Origin of the sequence: Streptomyces sp. MNU89, assembly GCF_020982505.1 — a bacterium.
GTDB lineage: Bacteria > Actinomycetota > Actinomycetes > Streptomycetales > Streptomycetaceae > Streptomyces > Streptomyces xinghaiensis.
This window is the reverse complement of record NZ_JAJKLL010000001.1, coordinates 5,357,928-5,379,522: the sequence shown is the minus strand read 5'-3', so window position 1 is coordinate 5,379,522 and position 21,595 is coordinate 5,357,928. Positions and strand designations below refer to the sequence as shown.

Below are 21,595 nucleotides of genomic sequence, written 5' to 3'. Positions count from 1 at the left end.
CCGCGGTTACGGTCGGCCCGGCCGGCGCCCTGGAACTCGCCGGGCGCCCCGGACCGTGGATCCCGGCGGCGGAGCCGGGCCGGGGAACAACCACGACGGCGCCCGCGGGAGCCGACGGCCGCGGCGCCGGTCCCCGGCCCGGAGCCACGGCCCCGGACACCGCCGCCCACACCCATGGCCACACCGACACCGACACGACGGGACGACGGCATGACACAGCAGGCACCGGCCGGCAGCGGAGACCCGGCCGGCCCGGAGGGGTATCCGCGCGGAACCGCCCACCGGTTCACCGGCGCCGACGGCACGCCCCTCACCTACCACGTCTTCGGCGCGGACACCGCCGCCCCGGGCACCCCGCCCGTGGTGCTGCACCACGGCTTCGTCGCGGACACCTTCGTCAACTGGGTGGTGCCGGGCATCGTCGGCGAGCTCACCGCCCGGGGCCACCGCGTCGTGGGCATCGACGCCCGTGGCCACGGGCGGTCCGGCAAGCCGCACGACCCGGCCGCCTACGGCGAGGCCGTGATGGCCCACGACCTCCGCAGACTCCTCGACCTCCTGGGCGCCGAGCGCGTGCACCTCGCCGGCTACTCGATGGGCGCCGTCGTCTCCCTGCTCGCGGCCGCCGGGGACGAGCGCGTGACACGCCTGGTGGTGGGCGGCGTGGGGGCCGGGGTCGTGGAGGTCGGCGGCCTGGACACCCGCGCCCTGCCGACGGGTTCGGTGATCGCCGCGCTCACCGCGGAGGACCCCTCCACCGTGGCGGCGGAGGCCGCCGGCTTCCGCGCCCTGGCCGACGCGGTCGGCGCGGACCGCGCTGCCCTCGCCGCCCACGCCGCCGCCATCCACCGGGCACCGATGCCCCTCACCGAGGTCACGGCCTCTACGCTGGTGATCGCCGGGGACGAGGACCCGCTGGCCGTACGGCCGGCGGTGCTGGCGGACGCCATACCGGACGCCCGGCTCCACACCGTCCCCGGAGACCATCTGACGGCCGTCCGCGACCCGGGATTCGTCTCGGCCATCGCCGGCTTCTTCGCCGGGAACTGACGGGGCCGGACGGGGCGGCGGGCGGCATGGACGGCCAGTGAAACGGTCATACGGAACAAGACAGACGCCTTACCCAGAGCCCAGGAGGCAGCCAGTGGCGGACCGGACGGAAAACCGGATCGTGGTGGGAGTGGACGGCTCGGAGCCCTCCCGGGAGGCCCTGCGCTGGGCCGTCCGGCAGGCGGAGCTCACGGGCGCCGAGGTGGACGCGATCACGTCCTGGGAGTGGCCGGGCTATGTCACCTGGGGCGGGATGATGCCGCCGACCGCCCCCACGGACGCGACCCTGGAGGAGAGCGCGCAGCAGACCCTGCTGACCGCCGTCGAGGAGACGGTCGGGAAGGAACCGCCGGTGCGGGTCCGCGCGCTCACCCAGGCGGGCGGCCCGGTACAGGTGCTCCTGGAGGCGGCCCGCGGCGCGTCGCTGCTGGTGGTCGGCAGCCGCGGGCTGGGCGGCTTCAAGGGCGCCCTGCTCGGTTCGGTGAGCCAGCACGTCACCCACCACGCTCCGTGCACGGTCGTGATCGTGCGGGCGCCCTCCGACGACCGCGAGGACTGAGCTCCGGCGGATCCCCGTTCCAGGAATTCCGCCGACCGGGTGGCGAGCGGAGAAAAAGGGGCGCCAGGATTCCCCCGAACCCGGAAAACTAACCGGAATGCGGCCGTGTGTACGGGAACCCCAGGGGCACAAGCTTCCATGGAGGTTGATAAACATGGTTCCGCTTCTACTCGTTCTACTCCTGGCCCTGATCCTTTTCGGGGCGGGATTCGCGCTCGAAGCACTGTGGTGGATCGCGGTGATCGTGCTGGTTCTCTGGCTCGTGGGCTTCTTCGTCCGGCCCGCGGGTGCGGGCGGCCGGCGAGGCCGCTGGTACCGCTGGTAGAACCGGGGTTCACCTCGGCTGAGAAGAATCAGGGGATGGCTCAGGGGGCCGGCCGGATGTTCCGGTCGGCCCCCTCGTCGTGCCCGTCGCGGCCCTCGTGCCCGTCCTGCTCGTCGTGCCCGGCTCGTCCGCGGAGGGTCGCCGCGGCCCGCCTCCGGCGCGTCCTTCCCCCTTGTCCCTGACCGGCTGACCGGGTCAACAGGACTCAACAGAACGGCGGACAGCGCCCGTTGCGGTGCCCGACGCGCGGCACCGCACCCGTCCATCCCTTCCCCTTTTCCCCGTTCACTCCTCGCCCGTTTCTCTTTTCCCAGCCCTTTCCGGCCGGCTCCGGGGCATGGGGAAACGGCGGTGCCGACCGGATCGATCCGGTCGGCACCGCCGCGAAGGAAAAGAAGGAAAGAAGAAGGAAAAGGAGCCACGAAACCCGGCCGGTCCGTTCACCGGCCGGGCAACGGGATCGGGTCAGGCCTGGTTCGGGACGAGCCCGGCGCGCAGCTCACGGAGCGTGCGGGAGAGCAGCCGTGAGACGTGCATCTGCGAGATGCCCAGCTCGGCGCCGATCTCCGACTGCGTCATCTCCTGGCCGAAGCGCAGTTCCAGGATGGTGCGGTCGCGCTCGCCCAGGTTCTCCAGCAGCGGCTTCAGGGCGTGCAGGTTTTCGATGGTCTCCAGCGCGGGGTCCACGTCACCGAGCAGGTCGGCCAGGGTGTTCCCGCGGGAGTTCTCTCCGCCGTCCTCGACCGGCATGTCCAGCGAGCCGGCGGCGTAGCCGTTGCTCGCGACGATGCCCTCGAGCACCTCGTCGACAGTCCGGTCCAGGTGCTTGGCCAGCTCGTCGGGGGTCGGGGAGCGGTCCAGCCGCTGCGACAGTTCGTCATTGGCCTTCGCCAGCTCGATCCGCAGCTCCTGCAGCCGGCGCGGAACGTGCACGGACCAGCTGGTGTCGCGGAAGAACCGCTTGATCTCGCCGACGATGTAGGGCACGGCGAAGGTGGTGAACTCGACCTCACGGCTCAGGTCGAACCGGTCGATCGCCTTGATCAGCCCGATGGTGCCGACCTGGACGATGTCCTCCATCTCGTCCGAGCGGTTGCGGAAGCGGCGGGCGGCGAACCGGACCAGGGAGAGGTTCAGCTCGATCAGGGAGTTGCGCGCGTACTGGTACTCGTGGGTTCCCTCTTCCAGCTCGGCGAGCCGGTCGAAGAACAGCTTGGAGAGCTCCCGGGCGTCCTGGGGCGCGACCTTCGTGGGGTCCTCGATCCAGGGCAGCTCCCCCACGGTCGCCGCGGCGCCGGACTCCGACTCGATCTCCGAGACCGCCATCGAAACCGTGCTTGCCGTGGTGTCCATAGTGGCCTCCATGCTCGTCTTGTCTCGTCCATCCGGGGGTGAAGGGGCGTCTACCCCGGCCCATTCGTCCTACACACCCGCACTCCTGCCCTTCTTTCCGGATCTCATGACAGGCCCGGGAAAGCGGGCGCCGGAGGTCCCGGGACAGCCACGCGTTTGTCGCTCTGGGTAGCGGTAAGGCGGAGGCCATGGCTGAGAACAAGGACGTATCCAACCAGAACGGCAAGAAGACGAACGCGGGCGGACGGGCGGGAGGCGCCAAATCCGCCGCGGCGACCACGACCGAGAAGGCGGGAACGCAGGCCACGAACGCCGCGAACGGTACGCAGACCGCCGCGACCAGCACCGAGAAGGCGGGCAAGGCCGCCCGGGACAACGCCGGGCAGGCCACCGACAAGACGGGTGAGCAAGCCCGCTCCGGTGCCAACGGCATGGTGAAGATGGCCGACAGCCCCGCCGCCAAGGCCGCTGCCGCGAAGGCGGCCGCGGCGAAAACCGCGGTCGGCGGTCTCGCCACCAAGACCGCGCAGGTGACCTCCGAGAAGGCAACCGCCACCGGGCAGGCCATGGCCGGTGTGCCCAAGAAGGCCGCGGCGGTGGCCGGTACGGCCTGGCTCGCCGTCAAGGCCCGCAAGGCGATCGCCGCCGGGGCGGCCGGGGCCGGTGCCGCCGCGGTGGCCGGTGCCGGGGTGCTCGTCGCGCGCCGTCGCGCGGCCCGCAGGCGCGGCCCGCTGGCCCGGCTGACCGGCGGCCGGCTGGGTGCCTGAGCGCGCCCCGCCCGCCTGCCGACCGCCCCGAGCCGGCCCCGGCCCGCTCTTCCGCGGCCCGGGGCCGGTTTTCGTCTCCGGGGCCGGTCCCTCCGGGGCCCGGTCGGGCCGGGCCGTGCGGCTCACCGGGGCGTGCTGCTCGCCGGGGCGCCGGGAGTTGCGAGGCGTGGGCGCGTGCTCGTCGGCGGCCGGGACGGTTGCCACCGGAGGACGGCGAGGACTCCTCTTTCTGCAGCCCTGCGGCGTAACCCTGCCGCCCGCCGCCGCTCCGGTCTCCGTCACGGAACGTCACAAGCGAAGTGACCGCCGAAGTGACCGGCTCACCCGCGCCCCGGGCCCGTAACAGGGATCACACGCCGGCCGCCTCCCGCACCCGCTCGGCCGCGCCCTTGTCGAGCGCGACACGCACCAGGCCCGCCGCGAGCCTCGGCAGGTCCTCCTCGCCGACGAGGCGCGCGAGGGCACCGGGCGAGTCCGGCAGGCCGAGCCGCGCGGCGCCGTCCAGCGCCTTGCCGTCGATATGGGGCCGGACCTCGGGCCAGACGCCCTGCACCTCCCGGAGGAAGATGTCCGCCCCGGCCGGGCCGATGCCGGGGGCCTCCTGCAGCAGTTCCCTCTCGGCCGCCGTCTCGTCCGCCCCGTCGCCGTCCGCCCGCCGCCGCGCCTCCTCGCGCATCCGCCGCAGGTCCCCGCGGTACTTCTCCAGCACCAGTCCGGCGCCGTCGCCGAGCTGGGTGGCCGTCCGCTCGTCATAGCGCCGGTAGTGGCCCTTGCCGAGCGCGTCCACCCGCTCCTGCCAGCTCGCTTCCGCCATCCGGCGCGGGGTGCGCATCCCGTCCTCGAAGAGCGCGCGGGCGGCGGCCACCGCGACATCGGCGCGGATCCGCGCCGACAGCAGATGGGACAGCACCATCAGCTGGTAGAGCGGCTGGGGCGTGTCCTTCAGCCGGACCCCGGCCTCCTCCGCGTATGTCCGCCCCTCCTCCTGCATCAGGGCCCGGACCAGCGCCTTCTCCCGTCCGCGCCGCCCGCGCCCGGCCTTGCCGCTCTCCCCCGCCTTTCCGTTCGCACCGCTCATGCCGGCATCACCGTCCACTCCTTGTCCGAGCGCGGCCCGGAGGCTGCCCCGCCTCGCCTGCCTCGCTTGCCCGCACGAGTGCCCACGACCGCGCGGGCCACGCCCCCGGCCGTCCGTCCTCCGCCGGGTGCTCACGGCGCGGTGGCGGATGCGGCCGGGGCAGGGGCGACGCAGGCGGTTCCAGTGGCGGCCCGGCGGAGGCGGTGACGGAGCCCTCCCGGCGACCCGGGAGGCCGGCTGTCCCCAGTGCTCACGGGTGCCCGCACGGCGGGGTGCCCGCGTTCCCGGAGGGAGGGGCACCCCGCCCTCCGGGCCCGTACGGCACCGGCCGGCGGCATCGCCGCCACCCCCGCCGTACGGGCCGGACCGGGGCGTCAGGCCCGGGGCGGGGTGCTCGGCCGACGGCCGGGACCACGGGCCAGGGAGTATCCGGCCGCGGTGGTGAACGCCGCGACCAGGCCCCCGGCGGCGGTCCAGATCCAGCGGTCCGTCCACCAGCCGGAGGACCAGCCGCCCTCGGGCGCGCCGGCGGCCTGCGCCGTCTCCTCCTGCTCCTGTTCCTCCTGCTCCTCCTGCTCCTCCTGTGCGGAGTCCCGGTCCTCCCGTTCCGGCCCGGTGACGGTCAGCGGGACGAGCGGCGTGGAGAGCCTCCCGTCCACGGCATGTGCGCCGCCCGCCTCCACCGAGGTGGCCTCGATCTCCGCCCGCACCGGCAGTCCGAGGTCCCGCTGCGGCAGATCGACAACCGTCAGCCGGATGTAGTAGCTGCCCGGCAGGGGGGCGTCGCCCCAAGGCTCCGCCCACGCCCGCACGGTCCGCAGGGTGCAGGCCAGCTGCACCGAGGCGGCGTCCGCCGGCACCGACCTGGTCTGGCTGCCGTGGACGCACGCCTGGCGGCGGCGCAGCCCGTCGTGGACGTCGATCCGCCAGCGGGACGCACCCTGGCGGTCGGCGGACTCGGGCAGCTTCACGGTGGCTGTCACGGTGACCCGCTGCCCGGCGTCGGCGGGGAAGACCCAGTAGAAGTAGTCACCCGCCGATCCCTCGGCCGCGGCCCGCTCGCCCTGCCGGATCGCCGTCGCCAGCCGGAAGGTGGTGCCCGCCGCCGTCGGCGCCCCGTCCTCACCGCCGGTGCCCGGACTCGCGGACGGGTCGTCGGCCGTGGCCGTCCCCGCCGTGGCGAGGAGGGCGGCCCCGGTCAGTACGGCACCGGCCAGGGCGCGCAGCGCTCTCGTCCTCCGCATCAGCTGCTCCTCCCGAGGTCGGTACGGCGGCGTGCGACCAGTCCCCACAGCAGCCCGGCGGCCAGGCCGGTGAGCGCGAGAACGCCCAGCAGCCACGGCCCCCGGCCGAGGCCGAAGGCGGCGGGGTCGGCCGCCTCGTCGGGACCGTCCACGAGATCGACGGTCAGTTCGAGGGGCAGGCCCGGTGTGGTCTTCACCGAGGCGGGCGCCGAGAAGGAGTTGCTGACCCGCAGGCAGACGGTCTCACTCGCCGGCTTGCCGTCCCCGTCTGCGTCCCCGTCCTCCGGGATGGTCGTGGGGTAGCGCAGCCCGGCCGAGATGACGTCCGTGCGCCCGTCGCCCGCTTCCGAGCCCCGGACGATCTCCCTGCCGTGCACGGTCACGGCCCGCAGCAGCACGCCGTAGTCGTTGTCGACCGCCCGGTCGGCGCCGATGCTCACCGAGGCGCGCAGCTCGCGGCCGGCCGGGACCTCCACCCGGTACCAGCGGTGCTCGCCGAACTCCTCGCGGTCGGTGTAGAGGCCCGGTTCGAGCGTGGGCGCCTTGGCGCACTCGTCCGCGCCCTCGGTGGGCTCGGGGGTGACGACGGGGGCGGCCGCGCGGTCCACCAGCTGTTTCACCCGGCCGGACAGCTCCTCGGTGTGCTGGACGGAGGTGTAGGTGCCGCCGGTGGCCTCGGCGATGCAGACGAGCTGCCGGCGGGTCTTGGCGTCGGGGACCAGGCCGAGGGTGTCGATGGTGAGGCCGATGCCCTTCGCCGCCAGCTCGCGCGCGACCTCGCAGGGGTCGAGCGGGGCGCAGGTGTCCTCGCCGTCGGTGATGAGCACGATCCGGCGGGTGGCGTCACCGCCCTCCAGATCGTCGGCGGCCTTCAGCAGCGCGGGGCCGATCGGCGTCCAGCCGGTGGGCGCCAGCGTGGCCACCGCGGTCTTCGCCTCGGTGCGGTCGAGGGGACCGACGGGGTAGAGCAGCTCGGTGTCCTTGCAGCCGGTGCGCCGGTCGTCGCCGGGGTAGTTGGCGCCGAGGGTGCGTATGCCGAGCCGCACCTCGTCCGGGACCGCGTCCAGCACCTCGCCGAACGCCTGTTTCGCCGCCGCCATGCGGGACCGGCCGTCGATGTCGCGTTCGCGCATGGAGCCGCTGACATCGAGCACCAGCTCGACCTTGGGGGCTTCTTTCTCCGCCGGTTCGTCCGCCGCCGCACCGGCCGGGACGAGCCCGGCGGCCAGGGCGGCGAGCACCCCGCACACCACGGCCGCCGGCCATCTTCTTCTGATCATCGCCGGATCCTATGGGGCGACGATCTTCACCCCCAACTCGGGTGCGCCGGAAGCCGGTTGTGCACCACGCACCCTCCGGGCACTCTGTCGTCGAGCAGCGGACGTGCCGAGGAGGTACGTGATCACTCGAAGGCTGCCCGACGGGCGCGCTTCGCGGCGGCATACGCCGCGGCCACAGCCGCGAACTCGCCCCGCTCACCCCGCGCGGCCGGCTTCTCGGCAGCCTCAAGCCTCTTGATGCGCGCCACATGGTCCCGCAGCGCCCCTTTGGCGGTCTCCTTCTTCGTCGGGGCGCCCATGAGTCGCATGGCCTCGGCCAGCACCTCGTCATCAAGATCGATCCGGGTAACGGACATGCCAGCCACTCCTCGCCCCGAGTCCACGATGCGCAAACATGTACTGCATGGAGAGCACTGCTCGCGAGTTCAACCGGAAGTGCTCCCAGATCCTCGCCGCCGCGGCCCGGGGTGAGACCGTCACCGTCACGAAGAACGGCACCCCCATCTCCAAAGGAGAGCTGCGGCCCGGGATGCGGATTCCTGGCGAGCTGGATCTCGCCGCGTTCTGGCGTAGCGAGGATGACGGCCGCCCGTGCGGTAACGGGAACCGAGGGAACGCGGACTCGTGATCACCGTGCGCGGCAAGGGCACGTTCGTGGTGGAGCAGCCACCCTCGAACGACGAGGAGTGGACACACCGCACCCAGGTCCGGATCAGACCGTCCCACAGTTCCGAGGCACCCACTCCACCTCGTCCGGAAGGGGGCCGGAGGGGATTCGGAGGGTCCCTCCCGAGGCCGGGAACCGGGCGGGAGTGTTCTCGCTGGTTCGCCGAGTGGGGCGGGTGGGACTCGAACCCACGACCGACGGATTATGAGTCCGCTGCTCTAACCGGCTGAGCTACCGCCCCTCACGGCGCGTCGCGCACATGTGTGCGCGCCGTCTGCCGCAGCATAGCCGCTCATACGATCTGCCGCCCGTACGGGCTGTGCTGGGCTGCCTGTGAGGACGATCTACGCCGCGCGGCGGTTCCACCCGCGTACGGCACAAGAAAAAGGGCCCCGAACCGGGGCCCTCCTGCTGTGCTCGTACAGTGCTCCCCCGACTGGACTCGAACCAGTAACCTGCCGGTTAACAGCCGGCTGCTCTGCCAATTGAGCTACAGGGGACTGCTCTGCTCGGTCCCGCCCGGACGGTTCTCCCGGGGGCGTTCCCTCGCCGCGAGCAATACATTAGCGCATGGCAGGGCGTGCTCCGAAATCCGTATTCGCATCAGCTCCCGGCGGCCGGGGCAGGAGCCCAGTACGCATCGAAGGAAGGTGGAAGCCATGCGGTACCGGCTCACGTTCATGACCGGACTGGCCGTCGGTTACGTCCTCGGCTCCCGGGCCGGTAGGGAGCGCTACGAACAGCTGCGCAGGATGGCGCGGCAGGCGGCGCAGAACCCGGCAGTCCGCAACGCGGCCGAGTCCGCCGCCCAGAGCGGCCGCCAGGCCGCCTCCAAGGCGGCCGTGACGGTCGACAGCAAGTTCGGCGACCGCCTGCCGGGCCCGGTCTCGGAGCGGGTGCGCTCGCTCCGGGAGCAGCGGGGCGGGACGGCGGCTTCGGCGGTGGAGGACGGCTGGGGCACCTGACCCCTCACCGGGGCGGCCGCTGCCGCGCGGGGCGGACTCCTCCGCCTCGCGCGGTGGCGGCCTTTCTTCTGGTCCGCTCTTCTTGCCCGCCCCTCCCCCGCCGGCGCCGCGCGGGTGCGTGCCGGGCCGGGGGCGGCGGGCCGGGTGGCGCCGACAGGTGGTGGTCACAGCGGTAGGGCATCATCTGGAGCCATGGGGATCGTTGCCGGATTGGACAGTTCGTCCGACTACACACGGATCGTCGTCTGCGACAGCGGCACCGGTGCCGTCATCAGACAGGGGTACGCGCCGCATCCCGGTGACGGATACGCCGGGGCCGGCGGGAAGCGGACCGAGATCGATCCCCAGTCCTGGCTGGTGTCGCTGGGCGAGGCGGCGGCGGGCGGTGTGCTCGAAGGCGTCCAGGCCATCGGGGTCTCCGCCCAGCAGCACACCCTTCTGACACTGGACGCCGCCGGCGAGCTCGTCCGGCCGGCTCTGCTCGGCAACGACAGGCGCGCCCAGGCCGCGGCCGCCGATCTGGTGGACGCGCTCGGCGGCCGCGCCGCGTGGGCGGAGGCCGTCGGCTCCGTACCGGAGGCGGCGCAGCCCGTGGCGAAGCTGCGCTGGCTGGCGCGGAACGAACCGGAGTCCGCGGCCCGGACGGCCACCATTCTCCAGCCGCACGACTGGCTGGTCTGGCAGCTGATGGGGCGGCCGCCGCGCAAGACGACCGACCGGGGCGGCGCCTCCGGCACCGGCTACTGGTCGGCCGCCACCGGCGCCTACCGGCCGGACCTGGTGGAACTGGCGCTCAGACGGCAGGTCGAACTGCCGGACGTCCTGGGCCCGGCCGAAGCCGCCGGCTACACCCCCGAAGGGCTGCTGATCTCCCCCGGGACGGGCGAGACGATGGCGGCGTCGTTCGGGCTGGGCGTCGGCCTCGGGGACGCGGTGGTGTCCCTGGGGGCCTCCGGGTCGATCTTCGCCGTCCACCACGAGGCGCTGGTGGACCCCACGGGGACGATCACCTCCTTCGCCGACGCGACGGGGATGCATCTCCCGGTGGTGCACGTCTCGAACGCCGCCCGCGTCCTGCGCGGCACCGCCGAGCTGCTGGGCACCGACCCCGAGCGACTCTCCCTGCTGGCGCTGAAGTCGACGCCCGGCTCGCACGGACTGGTGCTGCTGCCGTATCTGGAGGGCGAGCGCACACCGTATCTTCCGCACACCGCCGGCACGTTGTCCGGGCTGCGCCGGGAGAGCATGAAGCCGGAGCATCTGGCGCGCGCCGCGTTCGAGGGGATGCTCTGCGGGATCTCCGACGCGCTGGACGTGCTGCGCGGGCGGGGCGTCCAGGTACGGCGGGTGTTCCTGCTCGGCTCCGCCGCCGCGCTGCCCGCCGTCCAGGCCATGGCCCCGGCGCTGCTGGGGGCCCGGATCGTCATACCGCAGCCGGCGGACTACGCGGCGCTGGGCGCGGCCCGGCAGGCGGCCTGGGCGCTCGGGGTGGCGCAGGGCACGCTGTCGCCGCAGGAGCCGCCGCAGTGGCAGGGCGCCGCGGCGGAGGTGCTCGACCCGGGCGACGACCTCGCGGTCGGCCAGGCCGTGCGGCAGCAGTACGCGGCGGTGCGGGAGCAGACCTATCCGGGAGCGTTCGGCCCGTCCGGGCCCGCGTACTGATGCCCGTCCGGGAGCGGCGGGCCGGGGTGGGGCTGCCGTGGCGGACAGGGGCGGCCGGCCGCTCGCCGGGGAGTCGCACGCACTGCGCGCTGAGGGTGCGTCTTCCGCCGCCCGGTGCCGCTGACCGCCTGTCGCTCACCGCTCGCCGCACCGGGGCCCGGCCGCGGTGATCGGGTTGTCCGGGGTTGGGCGGGGTGGGTATGTTCCGGGCCTCTGGTGGACCGCGCGCGGCTGGCGCGTGGTCGGGCGGGCGGGAGGACGAGCGTGGCATCCGGGACTCCGGCCGGGGATCGGCCCGGCGACAGCGAGGACGACTTCTACGGCGACGGGGACGACCTCGACGGCGGCATTCGCGAGAAGGGCCCGGCGGACACCTCGGGCGAGATCGATGACACCGGCACCCCGGACGTCCCCGACAGCGGCGAGTAGCGGCGGATCCCCGTGACGGTCTTCACCGCCTCGGTGGCGGTCGTGGTGTTCGTCCTGCTGGTGATTCCCGGGATGGTCCACGAGTTCGCCCGGGAGCGGGGCGGCCGGTCCTACCCGGAAACCGCGTTCCGCGAGGCCTCCAGAATCCTGGTGGCCGGTGCCTTCTTCACCACGGTCTCGCTGTGCCTGCTCGCCCTGCTGGGCAGTGCCCGGCAGGGGCTGCTGCCGGACGCGGGTGCGTGGCTCGCCCGTCCGGCCGGACCGGACGGCTACCCCGCCCGGCATCTCCCCGTCATCGCCCGGACGGTGCTCCTCCATGTGGCGCTGGCGTGCGTGCTGGCCTGGGCGGCGGGGCGGTTGGGGGACCGGCCGTCCCGCTCGCGCTACCACCCGGTGCACCCCTGGCGGCTGGTGTTCGACAAGGACCTGCCGGAGGACCGGGTCCCCTATGTGTCCGTCCGGCTGCAGGACGGCACCCGGGTGTCGGGCTACGTCCGGCACTGGCCGGCCGCCTCGGCCGATCCGGCGGACGCCGTGCTGGTGCTGTGGAAGCCCAGACTGACGGTCAAGCCCAAGGGGGGCGCGGTGATTCCGCTGGACGACTGGGACCGGGTGGTCGTACGGCTCGATCAGTCGGCGTATCTGCAGGTCGCCTACCGGCCGGTGGCCGTGTCCCTCTCGGCGGCGGCCGGTTCTCCGCCGGTCCGGCCGCCCACCGCCGGGCCGTCCGGGCCTCCCCCACGGGCGTTACCGCCGCCTCCCGCGGCGCCACCCCGCCTCCCGCCGCACCGCCCCGGCCGTCCGCCGCACCGCCGGCCGTGCCGGCTCCCCGCCGTCCCACCGCGCCCCGCCGTCCCGCCGCGCCCCGCCGCTCCGCCCCGGGCCGGTGAGCCGCCCGCCGCGACCGCGGAGGCGGGACCGTGACGGGGCAGGGGTGACGCCCGGCGAGGCTGGGGCCTTCCTCGACCGGGTGTACGCCGCACCGGACTGGCCCGCCACCTGCCGCCTGGCCGCCTCCGACGGCATCCCCGTGCTGGAGGCGGCGGTCACGCTGCTGGACCGGTGGCTGGCCGACCCCGGACTGGCCGAGCGCCAGCGGCACTTCGAGCACCACCACGTCCTCGGCCGGGTCCTCGCCGTCAGTGCCGGCGAGGCGGCCCGCGAGACCGAGGCCTTCAATCCGGTGGGGCACTTCGCCATCGCGGACCTCACACGCCGCCTGGAGGAAGCCGCGTCGGCGGGTGACCGGGTGGTGTACGCCTCGGACCTCGGCGGATGGCTCGTCCAGCGTTTCGACGCGCTCGGTGACGGCGCCGACCTCGACCGGGCGCGGCGGGTCCTCACCGCCGTCCGCGACGCCGCTCCGGCCGCCCCGCACGCGGCCGGGGACCTGCTGCGCGCCCTGGCCCGTACCGAGATCCGGCTCTTCCGGTCGCGCAGGGACCACGACGCGCTCGACCGCGCCATCGGCACGCTCACCGACGCCCTCGCCATCGCTCCCGAGGGGGAGGACCGCGCGGTCACCCTCCTGGCGCGGGGCAACGCGCTCGGAGACCGGTATCCGTGGCGGGGCGATCCGGGGGATCTGCGCGCGGCGGCGGAGGACTACGAAGCTGCGTGGCTCGCGGCGGCCGGCGACCCGGATCTGCGGCACCGCGTTCTGGGCAACCATCTGGTGCTCCTGCACGACCTGTACCGGTTCACGGGGGACGAGACAACGCGGGCCCGCGCGGAGGATCTGAGGGCCCGCACGGAGGCGGAGCCGGCGGACGGGACGGCAGAATCCACCGGGTCGCCGGGCGGAGCGGAGGACGCCGGAAGACCGGAAGACGCCGCCGTCGAGGCGGTGCAGGCCGCGATGACCGAGGAGGACTGCACGCGGGCCGTCACCGTGCTGCGGACCGAGCTCGACCGGCTGCCGCGCCACTGTCCGCGCCGTGCCTCCCACTCCCACGACCTGTCCGTTCTGCTGATGCGCCAGTGGGGGCAGCAGCAGGACCCCGAGCTGATCCACGAGGCCGTGGCGGCGGCCGGCGAGGCCGTACGGGCGGGGGCCGGCACCAGCGACGAGTGGGCCTTCCGCTACCAGTACGCGGAGAGCCTGCGGGAGCGTTCGTACCTCACCGGGGCCCTGGAGGACCTGCGGGAGGGACGGCGGGTGCTGTTCACCGCCTCGGAGACCCTGCCGGAGAGCTCGCCGGAGCGGGCCTCGCTCCTCGGTGCCGTGTCGGGCAGCCATCTGACCGAGTACCAGCGCGGGGGAGACCGGGCCGAGCTGCGCGCGGCCGAGACGGCGGCCCGCACGCAGCTCGGTCTGCTGCCGGAGCGGCACGCCGAGCGCGCCCTGGCGATGGCCTCCCTGGCCAACCTGCTGCGGGCACGGCACCGGGCCACCGACGACCCGGCCGACCTGGAAGCGGCGCTGTCCCTGAACACCGGGGCGCTGGACTTCCCCAACACCGACGAGGACGAACGGGAGCGGATGCTCTCGGACCGCGCCGACATCCTCCTCAGCCTGCACCACCTGGGAGACACCGGGAACGGCAGAACCGGCGGCACCAGCGGGGAGGGCGGCGCCGGGCACCTGTCCCGGGTGGAGGAGATCACGCGGGCCCTGGCGGAGTCCTCCCCGCGCGAGAAGATCCGCCGCTCGGCCCGGATCACGCTGGTGGAGGCGCTGGGCTCCCGGGTCGGGGACGGCGACGAGGCGGCGGCCCGCGAGCTGATCGGGCACGGCCGGGAGCTGCTGCGCTCCGGGCTCGGGGTGATGTGCCTTCCGTCGCTGATGGCGCACATGGCGGCGGCCTGGCTCACCGTCTCGGACGGCGCGGGGACGCGGCGGGCCCGGGTGCGGGCCCGCCGGCGCGGTCACGCGTACTACCGCGACGCCATCCGGCTGGGGCACTCCGTCACCCCGAGCACCGCCTTCCGTGCGGCGCTGGATCTGGCCGTCCGGTCGGCGGAGCGCGGGTCCTGGGAAGCCACCGCCGCCTCCGCGCGGCAGGCGGTGGAGAGCGCCGGCCGGCTGCTGGCGGAGCAGCGGACCGACGCCGACCTGGAGAGCCGGCTCCGCCAGGTGACGGCCGCGTACGGGCTGGCCGGGTACGCGCTGACCCGTCTGGACCGGCCCGCCGAGGCGGCCGCCGTGCTGGAGCGCGGCCGGGCCCTGCGGCTGCGCTCCGCGCTGCTGACGCACGAGAGTGTCGACCGGCGGGCCCGCGCGGCCGGTGCGGCCGGGGCCGCGGACGAGCTGCGGGAGGTGCGGGCGCGGCTCGCCGGCCTCGCGGAGGCCGGAGACGACCCGTTCGCCGGGCTGCGCGGCGCGGAGGAGCACCGCCGGGACCGGGCCCGGCTCGCCGGACTGCTGCGCGAGGTCGGCACGGCCGCCGGTATGCCGCCGCCGGATCCGGGGGCCGGGGGCACCGCGCCGCCGCCCCCGCTTCCCGAGGGCAGCGCACTCGTCCATGTGCAGACCACCGGCTTCGGCACCGCGCTGATCGCCCTCCGCGCGGGGCGGTATACCGCCCGGATCCTGCCGGAGCTCCGTTCCGCCGAGCTGCTGGCCGCGCTGGAGCCCTATGTGGCGGCCTACCGGGACCGCCGCGACGAGCCCGCCGAGGAGTCGCACCGCCGGTGGCGCCGGCAGCTCAACGCGCTCTGCGGATGGGCCGGAAAAGCGCTCGTCGGGCCGCTGGCCGAGCTGGTGGGCGACGCGGCGGAGGTGATCGTGGTGCCCGGCGGTCTGTGGTCCCTGGTCCCCCTGCACGCGGCGGTGGTGCCCGCGCCGTCCGGTGGCCGTACGCCAGCCGCGCGGCGGCTGCTCCTCCGGTACGTACCGACCGCCGCGACCCTGTTCCGGCCGCTGGACGACGGTACGGAGCGCGACGGCGCGGGGGTCGTGTTCGTCGACGACCCCTCCGCCGGTACGCCGGACGCCCTCCGGGCCGGGGAGTCCGAACGCGCGGCCGTTCTCGGCGCCTTCCCCCGGTGCCGCACGCTCGCAGGGGCGGAGGCGCGGCACGCGGCGGTGCGCTCGGCCCTGCGCACGGCCCGGGTGGCCCATGTCTCCAGCCACGGCTACGTCAACATGTTCGAGCCCCGGGAGAGCGCCCTCGTGCTGGCCGACGAGGATCTGACCGTGGGGGAGCTCCTCGACGAACCGGGCGCGGCCCGGGGCGAGCTGGCGGTGCTGTCGGCCTGCGAGACGGCGCTGCCGGGTACCGGGCTGCCCGACGAGTGCACGGGCTTCCCCGCCGCCTTCCTGCAGCTGGGCTGGCGGGGCGTGATCTCCACGCTGTGGAGCGTTGACGAGGAGTGGACCGGCAGGCTGATGGGGCACTTCTACGCCGCGCTGACCGGGGGCCTCTCCCCCGCCGCCGCGCTCCGCGCCGCGCAGGAGGCGCTGATGACCAGGGAGGACGGGACGGCCCGGGCGCCCTATTACTGGGCCGGGTTCATCTACTCGGGCCAGTAGCTCCGGGGCCCGCCGTGCTCGCGGCGCTCGCCGCCTCACAGGGCCCCGGTCTGTGGGGGGCCGGCTCATTGAGGAAGACGGTTCCGGGCCGCCGGATGGTTGCCTCTGTACGCCGTGCGCGTAAGCAGCCCGGCTTTGCCGGAATTCGAGAGCGTTCGGAGGCCGGATGACGGAGGATTGCGACGCGCTTTCGACCGGCGCCCCCGGCTGCCCCGACCCGGGCCCGGCCTCCGCCCCCGCCCCAGGCCCCCGTCCGCCCGTCCGGTCCCCGCGCCCCGTGACCGTCCCGCCCCGCCGCCTCCGTCCCACTGCCTCCGCCCACCGCCCACCGCCCGCGCCGATGAGAGATTCCCGTGCTGTTCCGACTGATGCGCTCCCGCCTCGCCCCGTACCGGCGACCCGTGCTGCTGATCGTCCTGCTCCAGTTCACGCAGACGCTCGCGGCCCTCTATCTGCCCGCGCTCAACGCGGACATCATCGACAACGGCGTGGTGAAGGGCGACACCGGGCACATCCTGCGCACCGGCGGTGTCATGGTCGCGGTCACCCTGGTCCAGGCCGTGTGCACCATCGGCGCGGTGTACTTCGCCGCCCGGACAGCCATGGCCGTCGGCCGGGACGTCCGGGCCGCCGTGTTCGACCGGGTGCAGAGCTTCTCCGCGCGCGAGGTCGGCCACTTCGGGGCGCCCTCGCTGATCACCCGGACCACCAACGACGTCCAGCAGGTGCAGATGCTGGTGCTGATGTCGTTCACGCTGATGGTCGCCGCGCCCATCATGGGCGTCGGGGGCATCGTGATGGCCCTCGGCCAGGACGTGCCGCTGTCCGGCCTGCTGGTGGCCGTGGTGCCGGTGCTGGGGATCGCGGTGGCCGTGGTCGTGCGGCTGCTGCGCCCGCTCTTCCGCCTGGTGCAGGAGCGGCTGGACACCGTCAACCGGGTGCTGCGGGAGCAGATCACCGGCATCCGCGTCATCCGCGCCTTCGTCAAGGACGACTACGAGCGGCTGCGCTTCGAACGGGCCAACGCCGAGCTGACCGACGTCTCGCTGAGCACCGGCCGGCTGCTCGCCTTCATGTTCCCGCTGGTGATGACGGTGGTGAACGTCGCCGGGGTGGCCGTGCTCTGGTTCGGCGCCCACCGGATCGACAGCGGCGGCATGCAGATCGGCGCGCTGACCGCCTTCCTCTCCTATCTGATGCAGATCCTCATGTCGGTGATGATGGCCACCTTCATGTTCATGATGGTGCCGCGCGCCGAGGTCTGCGCCGAGCGGATCCAGGAGGTGCTGACCACCGAACCGGGCGTCGTCCCGCCCGCCGATCCGGTGCGCGTCCTGCGCCGGCACGGGACGCTGGAGCTGCGCGGCGCGGGCTTCAGCTACCCGGGCGCCGAGGAGACGGTGCTGCGGGACGTCACCCTGACCGCCCGGCCCGGGGAGACCACGGCCGTGATCGGCTCCACCGGCAGCGGCAAGAGCACGCTGCTGCACCTCATACCCCGGCTGATCGACGCCACCGAGGGCGAGGTCCTGGTCGACGGCGTGGACGTGAAGCGGCTGGACCCCGTGCTGCTGGCCGAGACGGTCGGGCTGGTGCCGCAGAAGCCGTACCTCTTCTCCGGCACGGTGGCCTCCAATCTCCGCTACGGCAATCCCGAGGCGACCGACGAGGAGCTGTGCCACGCCCTGGAAGTCGCCCAGGCCCGGGAGTTCGTCGAACGGCTCGGCACCGAGGCGGCCGAGGGGGGAACCGGCTCGGGTCTGGAGGCGCCGATCGCGCAGGGCGGCTCCAACGTCTCCGGCGGGCAGCGGCAGCGGCTGGCCATCGCCCGCGCCCTGGTGCGGCGCCCGGAGATCTACCTCTTCGACGACTCCTTCTCCGCCCTCGACTACGCCACCGACGCCGCGCTGCGGGCCGCTCTTTCGCGCGAGACGGCCGAGGCGACGGTGCTGATCGTCGCGCAGCGGGTGAGCACCATCCGCGAGGCCGACCGCATCGTCGTCCTCGACGAGGGCCGCGTCGTCGGCACCGGCACCCACCGCGAACTGATGGCGGGCAACGCCACCTACCGGGAGATCGTGCTCTCCCAGCTCACCGAAGAGGAGGCCGCGGCGTGACCGCGCAGCAGACCCCGGCGGCCCGCCGCCCCCGGCACCCTGCCCGGCCCGGCCGGGCGGATGATGGGCGGCCCCGTCGAACGGTCCATGGACTTCAAGGGCTCGGGACGGCGGCTGCTGCGCCGGCTGCGCCCCGAACGGGCGGTGCTCCACGCCATGCTGGCGATGAGCGCGGCCGGTATCGCGCTCTCCGTGATCGGGCCGCTCATTCTGGGCCGCGCCACCGACCTGGTGTTCGCCGGGGTGATCGGCCGGCGGACGCCGGAGGGCGCCACCCAGGAGGAGGTGGTGGAGAACGCGCGCCGCGCGGGCGACGGCAACATCGCCGACATGCTCTCCGCGATGGACTTCACCCCCGGGCAGGGCATCGACTTCGGCGCGGTGGGCGCCGTCCTGCTGACCGCGCTGGCCGTCTACGCCGCCGCCGGCCTCTTCATGCTCGTCCAGGGCAGGCTGGCCGCCCTCGCCATCAACCGCACCGTCTTCCGGATGCGGGAGGACGTGCAGTCCAAGCTGTCCCGGCTGCCGCTGGCGTACTTCGACCGGCAGCCGCGCGGCGAGGTGCTCAGCCGGGCCACCAACGACATCGACAACATCGCGCAGACCCTCCAGCAGACCATGAGCCAGCTGCTCAACGCGCTGCTGACGGTGGTCGGGGTGCTGGCGATGATGTTCTGGGTGTCGCCGCTGCTGGCCCTGGTCGCGCTGGTCACCGTGCCGGTGTCGGTCGCGGTCGCGGCGGCCGTGGGCAAGCGGGCACAGCCGCAGTTCGTGGCGCAGTGGAAGACCACCGGGCAGCTCAACGCGCACATCGAGGAGATGTACACCGGGCACGCCCTGGTGAAGGTCTTCGGGCGGCAGCGGGAGTCGGCGGAGGCGTTCCGCGAGCAGAACGAGGCGCTGTACCGCTCCGGTTTCCGTGCCCAGTTCATCAGCGGGATCATGCAGCCGGCGATGATGTTCATCGGCAATCTCAGCTATGTGCTGGTGGCGGTGGCCGGCGGGCTGCGGGTGGCCTCGGGCGCGCTGTCCATCGGGGACGTGCAGGCGTTCATCCAGTACTCGCGGCAGTTCAGCCAGCCGCTGACGCAGGTGGCGAGCATGGCCAACCTGCTGCAGTCGGGGGTCGCCTCGGCCGAACGCGTCTTCGGGCTGCTGGACGAGGAGGAGCAGGAGCCGGACGGGCCGTCGCCGTCCCCGCTCCCGTCCCCGGCGGGGCCCGGGCGGTCCGCGGCGCGCGGCGGCCGGGTCGCCCTGGAGCACGTCGCGTTCCGCTACCGGCCGGAGAAGCCGCTCATCGAGGACCTGTCGGTGACCGTCGAGCCCGGGCAGACCGTCGCGATCGTCGGCCCGACCGGCGCCGGCAAGACCACCCTGGTCAATCTGCTGATGCGGTTCTACGAGGTGACGGGCGGGCGGATCACCCTGGACGGCACGGACATCGCCGCCCTGCCGCGCGAGGAGCTGCGCTCCCGGATCGGCATGGTCCTCCAGGACACCTGGCTGTTCGGCGGCACCATCGCGGAGAACATCGCGTACGGGGCGGCGGACCCGGGGGCGGTGAGCCGGGAGCGGGTCGAGGAGGCGGCACGGGCCGCGCACGCGGACCGCTTCGTCCGCACCCTGCCCGACGGCTACGACACCGTGATCGACGACGACGGCACCGGCGTCAGCGCGGGCGAGAAGCAACTCCTGACCATCGCACGGGCGTTCCTGTCCGATCCGGTGATCCTGGTGCTGGACGAGGCGACGAGCTCCGTCGACACCCGCACGGAGGTGCTGATCCAGCACGCCATGGCCGGGCTCAGCGCGGGACGCACGAGCTTCGTCATCGCGCACCGGCTCTCCACGATCCGCGACGCCGACGTCATCCTCGTCATGGAGTCCGGCGCGATCGTCGAACAGGGCACGCACGAGAGCCTGCTGGCCGCGGGCGGCGCCTACGCGCGGCTGTACGCGGCACAGTTCGCGGAGGCGGTCGCGGAGGTGGACTGACGGGGGCGGTGGACCGACGTCGGGATGGGAGCGGCGCGTATTGGTCCCCGCCCCGGGTTCCTCAGCCGCCGGCGTCGTCCGGGAACGGCGTGGTCGTGAAGGCCGTCATGTTCCCGGGGCCGGTCCCCCGGGTGATCCACCAGTGCGTGGGGTTCTCGCCGTAGAGGCCGAAGAGAGGGCCGGCCGCCCAGTTCAGGACGAGTTCGTCCCGGCCGTCGCCGTCGAAGTCGGCGGCACCGTACGGGCGGGCCTCCCGTTGCCCGGCGGGCACCGTGCGGCTCTTTCCCGCCTTGCCGCTCCTGCCCGGCTCGCCGGGCACGCGGGCGGGGCCGAGGCGCAGCACCTCCGTGCGCCGGTCGCCGTCGCCGTCGAGCAGGTCGATCAGCAGGGCCCCGTCGTCGGTGGCGACCAGCAGCGCGTCCCGGCCGTCGCCGTCCGGGTCGGCCGCGCCGTAGCCGCCCGGCCCGTACGGTTTCCGGGTCTCCGGGAGCTTCACCGTGCGCGGGGAGCCGCCCGTGCCGGGATGGACCGCGAGGGAGGCGTGCACCTCCGGAGCCTCGGTGCGGTAGCCGGGCTCGTCGTTGCGGCTGCCGTCGTCGCCGACGGCCAGATCGCGGAGGCCGTCCCCGTCGAAGTCGCCGAAGGCCACGGCGTTGCCCTTGCGCAGCTCCCTGCCCGAGGCGGCCGGGCCGCTGCCCCGGCGGGCCGCGTAGTAGAGGCCGCCGACCTGCTCGCCGTCACCGCCCCGGTGCACCAGCAGGCCGGTGGCGCGGGGCTCGCCCGTGGGGTCGATGTCGTCCGCGATCAGCCGGCTCGCGTCGTCCGTGCCCGGACGGGTGTCGGTGCGCGCCGGGACGCCGGAGCGGGAGAAGGGGCCGTGGAGCAGGACCACGGCCGTGCCGTCCGGCCGCAGCGCCGCGAGGTCGTGGTGGCCGTCGCCGTCGAAATCGCCGCGCACCGCCCCGTCCAGACCCGCGGCGTCCCCGTTCCCTCCCGGGCGGACGCGCGTCGGCGGGGTGCCGTCGCGCGGTCCGGCCGGCCCATCGGCCCGCCCCAGCTCACCGCGAGGGCGGGGCGCCGGGTGGGGCCGTCGGTGTAGCGGGTGACGAAGTCGGGGTAGCCGTCGCCGTCCAGGTCGGCGGTGGTGATCTCGGCCGGGGTGATGTCGCCCGGGGGTTCCCCGTCCCGGTCCCGCGGCGGCGGCACCAGGCTCGCGCGGTCGTGGACGGTCCGCGTGACGGGGTCCGGGCCCTCGGCCGATCCGAAGACGACGGCCACGCGGCGCGGTGGCCGCTCGCCGGGCCCGGTGCCGCCGCCCACCGGGATGAGCAGGTCGCGGTGGCCGTCGCCGTTGATGTCGTCGGGATCCTCGGAGCCCTTGCCCTCGGCGGGCGGCCGGGATGCGGTCGGGGTGGCCACCGGATCCCCGTCCTCCGGGGCGCCGCCGGAGGAACTCCCGGACGGGCGCGCGGACTCGGCCGCCCCGCCGCAGGCAGCGAGGAGTGCCAGGAGGGCACAGACCGCCGAGGCGCGGACGGAGGCGGGGGCTTTGCGGCGTCTCATGCCCTCACCCCACACCACCGCCGCCGGCCGTCCAAGCGCGGGGACCGGTTGTTGCGGAGTCGTGGCC

At 74.3% G+C, this 21,595-nt stretch carries 19 protein-coding genes and 2 tRNA genes; 12 read left to right on the top strand and 9 right to left on the bottom strand.

Annotated features, from left to right (window positions below):
• The first annotated feature begins 210 nt into the window (after positions 1 to 210).
• From E4N63_RS22925 to E4N63_RS22915, 3 genes are all read left to right on the top strand, one after another.
• Positions 211 to 1,050 (top strand): alpha/beta fold hydrolase, encoded by an 840-nt coding sequence (locus tag E4N63_RS22925; protein ID WP_230241592.1) that lies wholly within the window; start codon positions 211 to 213, stop codon positions 1,048 to 1,050.
• Between the two features lie 94 nt (positions 1,051 to 1,144).
• Complete coding sequence (locus tag E4N63_RS22920) at positions 1,145 to 1,609, top strand: universal stress protein (RefSeq protein WP_125623652.1); 465 nt, start codon at positions 1,145 to 1,147, stop codon at positions 1,607 to 1,609.
• Positions 1,610 to 1,763: 154 nt separating this feature from the next.
• Complete coding sequence (locus E4N63_RS22915; RefSeq protein ID WP_019709161.1) at positions 1,764 to 1,934, top strand: DUF5670 family protein; 171 nt, start codon at positions 1,764 to 1,766, stop codon at positions 1,932 to 1,934.
• A 465-nt stretch (positions 1,935 to 2,399) separates the two neighbouring features.
• Here the strand turns inward: E4N63_RS22915 and E4N63_RS22910 are convergent, their stop codons facing one another.
• Entirely contained in the window at positions 2,400 to 3,260 is an 861-nt protein-coding gene (locus E4N63_RS22910; protein ID WP_228429884.1) for a SigB/SigF/SigG family RNA polymerase sigma factor, read from the bottom strand.
• 215 nt (positions 3,261 to 3,475) lie between these two features.
• Here E4N63_RS22910 and E4N63_RS22905 point away from each other — a divergent pair, with 215 nt between their 5' ends.
• On the top strand, positions 3,476 to 4,054 hold the full coding sequence (locus E4N63_RS22905; RefSeq protein WP_125623650.1) for a hypothetical protein: 579 nt from the start codon (positions 3,476 to 3,478) through the stop codon (positions 4,052 to 4,054).
• A gap of 349 nt (positions 4,055 to 4,403) precedes the next feature.
• Here the strand turns inward: E4N63_RS22905 and E4N63_RS22900 are convergent, their stop codons facing one another.
• The 4 genes from E4N63_RS22900 to E4N63_RS22885 all read right to left on the bottom strand — a co-directional run bounded on the left by E4N63_RS22900 (position 4,404) and on the right by E4N63_RS22885 (position 8,012).
• Complete coding sequence (locus tag E4N63_RS22900) at positions 4,404 to 5,132, bottom strand: endonuclease (protein ID WP_374112818.1); 729 nt, start codon at positions 5,130 to 5,132, stop codon at positions 4,404 to 4,406.
• A gap of 374 nt (positions 5,133 to 5,506) precedes the next feature.
• Positions 5,507 to 6,376: a hypothetical protein gene (locus tag E4N63_RS22895; protein WP_125623649.1), complete on the bottom strand. Its 870-nt coding sequence runs from the start codon at positions 6,374 to 6,376 to the stop codon at positions 5,507 to 5,509.
• Positions 6,376 to 7,656: a VWA domain-containing protein gene (locus E4N63_RS22890; RefSeq protein ID WP_230241591.1), complete on the bottom strand. Its 1,281-nt coding sequence runs from the start codon at positions 7,654 to 7,656 to the stop codon at positions 6,376 to 6,378. Before E4N63_RS22890 ends, E4N63_RS22895 begins: the two co-directional genes overlap by 1 nt.
• A 122-nt stretch (positions 7,657 to 7,778) precedes the next feature.
• Positions 7,779 to 8,012: a type II toxin-antitoxin system VapB family antitoxin gene (locus tag E4N63_RS22885; RefSeq protein WP_230241590.1), complete on the bottom strand. Its 234-nt coding sequence runs from the start codon at positions 8,010 to 8,012 to the stop codon at positions 7,779 to 7,781.
• A 47-nt stretch (positions 8,013 to 8,059) separates the two neighbouring features.
• Between E4N63_RS22885 and E4N63_RS22880 the strand changes: the two genes are divergently transcribed.
• Positions 8,060 to 8,284, top strand: a complete 225-nt coding sequence (locus tag E4N63_RS22880) for a type II toxin-antitoxin system Phd/YefM family antitoxin (RefSeq protein WP_230241589.1) — start codon at positions 8,060 to 8,062, stop codon at positions 8,282 to 8,284.
• 206 nt (positions 8,285 to 8,490) lie between these two features.
• Here E4N63_RS22880 and E4N63_RS22875 read toward each other — a convergent pair.
• Positions 8,491 to 8,564: transfer RNA gene (locus E4N63_RS22875), tRNA-Ile, on the bottom strand.
• A 186-nt stretch (positions 8,565 to 8,750) separates the two neighbouring features.
• Positions 8,751 to 8,823, bottom strand: a tRNA-Asn gene (locus tag E4N63_RS22870).
• A 159-nt stretch (positions 8,824 to 8,982) separates the two neighbouring features.
• On the opposite strand from E4N63_RS22870, the gene E4N63_RS30735 reads away from it, so the two are divergent.
• The 7 genes from E4N63_RS30735 to E4N63_RS22835 all read left to right on the top strand — a co-directional run bounded on the left by E4N63_RS30735 (position 8,983) and on the right by E4N63_RS22835 (position 19,965).
• Positions 8,983 to 9,288: a hypothetical protein gene (locus tag E4N63_RS30735; protein WP_019709154.1), complete on the top strand. Its 306-nt coding sequence runs from the start codon at positions 8,983 to 8,985 to the stop codon at positions 9,286 to 9,288.
• Positions 9,289 to 9,480: 192 nt separating this feature from the next.
• Positions 9,481 to 10,950 (top strand): FGGY family carbohydrate kinase, encoded by a 1,470-nt coding sequence (locus tag E4N63_RS22860; protein ID WP_230241588.1) that lies wholly within the window; start codon positions 9,481 to 9,483, stop codon positions 10,948 to 10,950.
• Positions 10,951 to 11,214: 264 nt separating this feature from the next.
• Positions 11,215 to 11,379 carry a hypothetical protein gene (locus tag E4N63_RS22855; protein ID WP_230241587.1) on the top strand — a complete coding sequence of 55 codons (165 nt, stop codon included), beginning with the start codon at positions 11,215 to 11,217 and terminating at the stop codon, positions 11,377 to 11,379.
• Positions 11,380 to 11,391: 12 nt separating this feature from the next.
• On the top strand, positions 11,392 to 12,303 hold the full coding sequence (locus E4N63_RS30730; RefSeq protein WP_308188733.1) for a DUF6338 family protein: 912 nt from the start codon (positions 11,392 to 11,394) through the stop codon (positions 12,301 to 12,303).
• Positions 12,304 to 12,313: 10 nt separating this feature from the next.
• Entirely contained in the window at positions 12,314 to 15,853 is a 3,540-nt protein-coding gene (locus E4N63_RS31240; RefSeq protein ID WP_230242606.1) for a CHAT domain-containing protein, read from the top strand.
• A gap of 353 nt (positions 15,854 to 16,206) precedes the next feature.
• Positions 16,207 to 17,970, top strand: a complete 1,764-nt coding sequence (locus E4N63_RS22840; protein ID WP_230241586.1) for an ABC transporter ATP-binding protein — start codon at positions 16,207 to 16,209, stop codon at positions 17,968 to 17,970.
• Positions 17,971 to 18,030: 60 nt separating this feature from the next.
• A complete protein-coding gene (locus tag E4N63_RS22835) occupies positions 18,031 to 19,965 on the top strand; it encodes an ABC transporter ATP-binding protein (protein ID WP_230241585.1) in 1,935 nt (644 codons plus the stop codon).
• A 61-nt stretch (positions 19,966 to 20,026) separates the two neighbouring features.
• On the opposite strand, the gene E4N63_RS22830 is transcribed toward E4N63_RS22835, so the two are convergent.
• Positions 20,027 to 20,614, bottom strand: coding sequence for a hypothetical protein (locus E4N63_RS22830; RefSeq protein ID WP_374112885.1), 588 nt, complete (start codon positions 20,612 to 20,614; stop codon positions 20,027 to 20,029).
• 155 nt (positions 20,615 to 20,769) lie between these two features.
• Entirely contained in the window at positions 20,770 to 21,528 is a 759-nt protein-coding gene (locus tag E4N63_RS31585; RefSeq protein WP_374112817.1) for an FG-GAP repeat domain-containing protein, read from the bottom strand.
• Between the last annotated feature and the right edge of the window lie 67 nt (positions 21,529 to 21,595).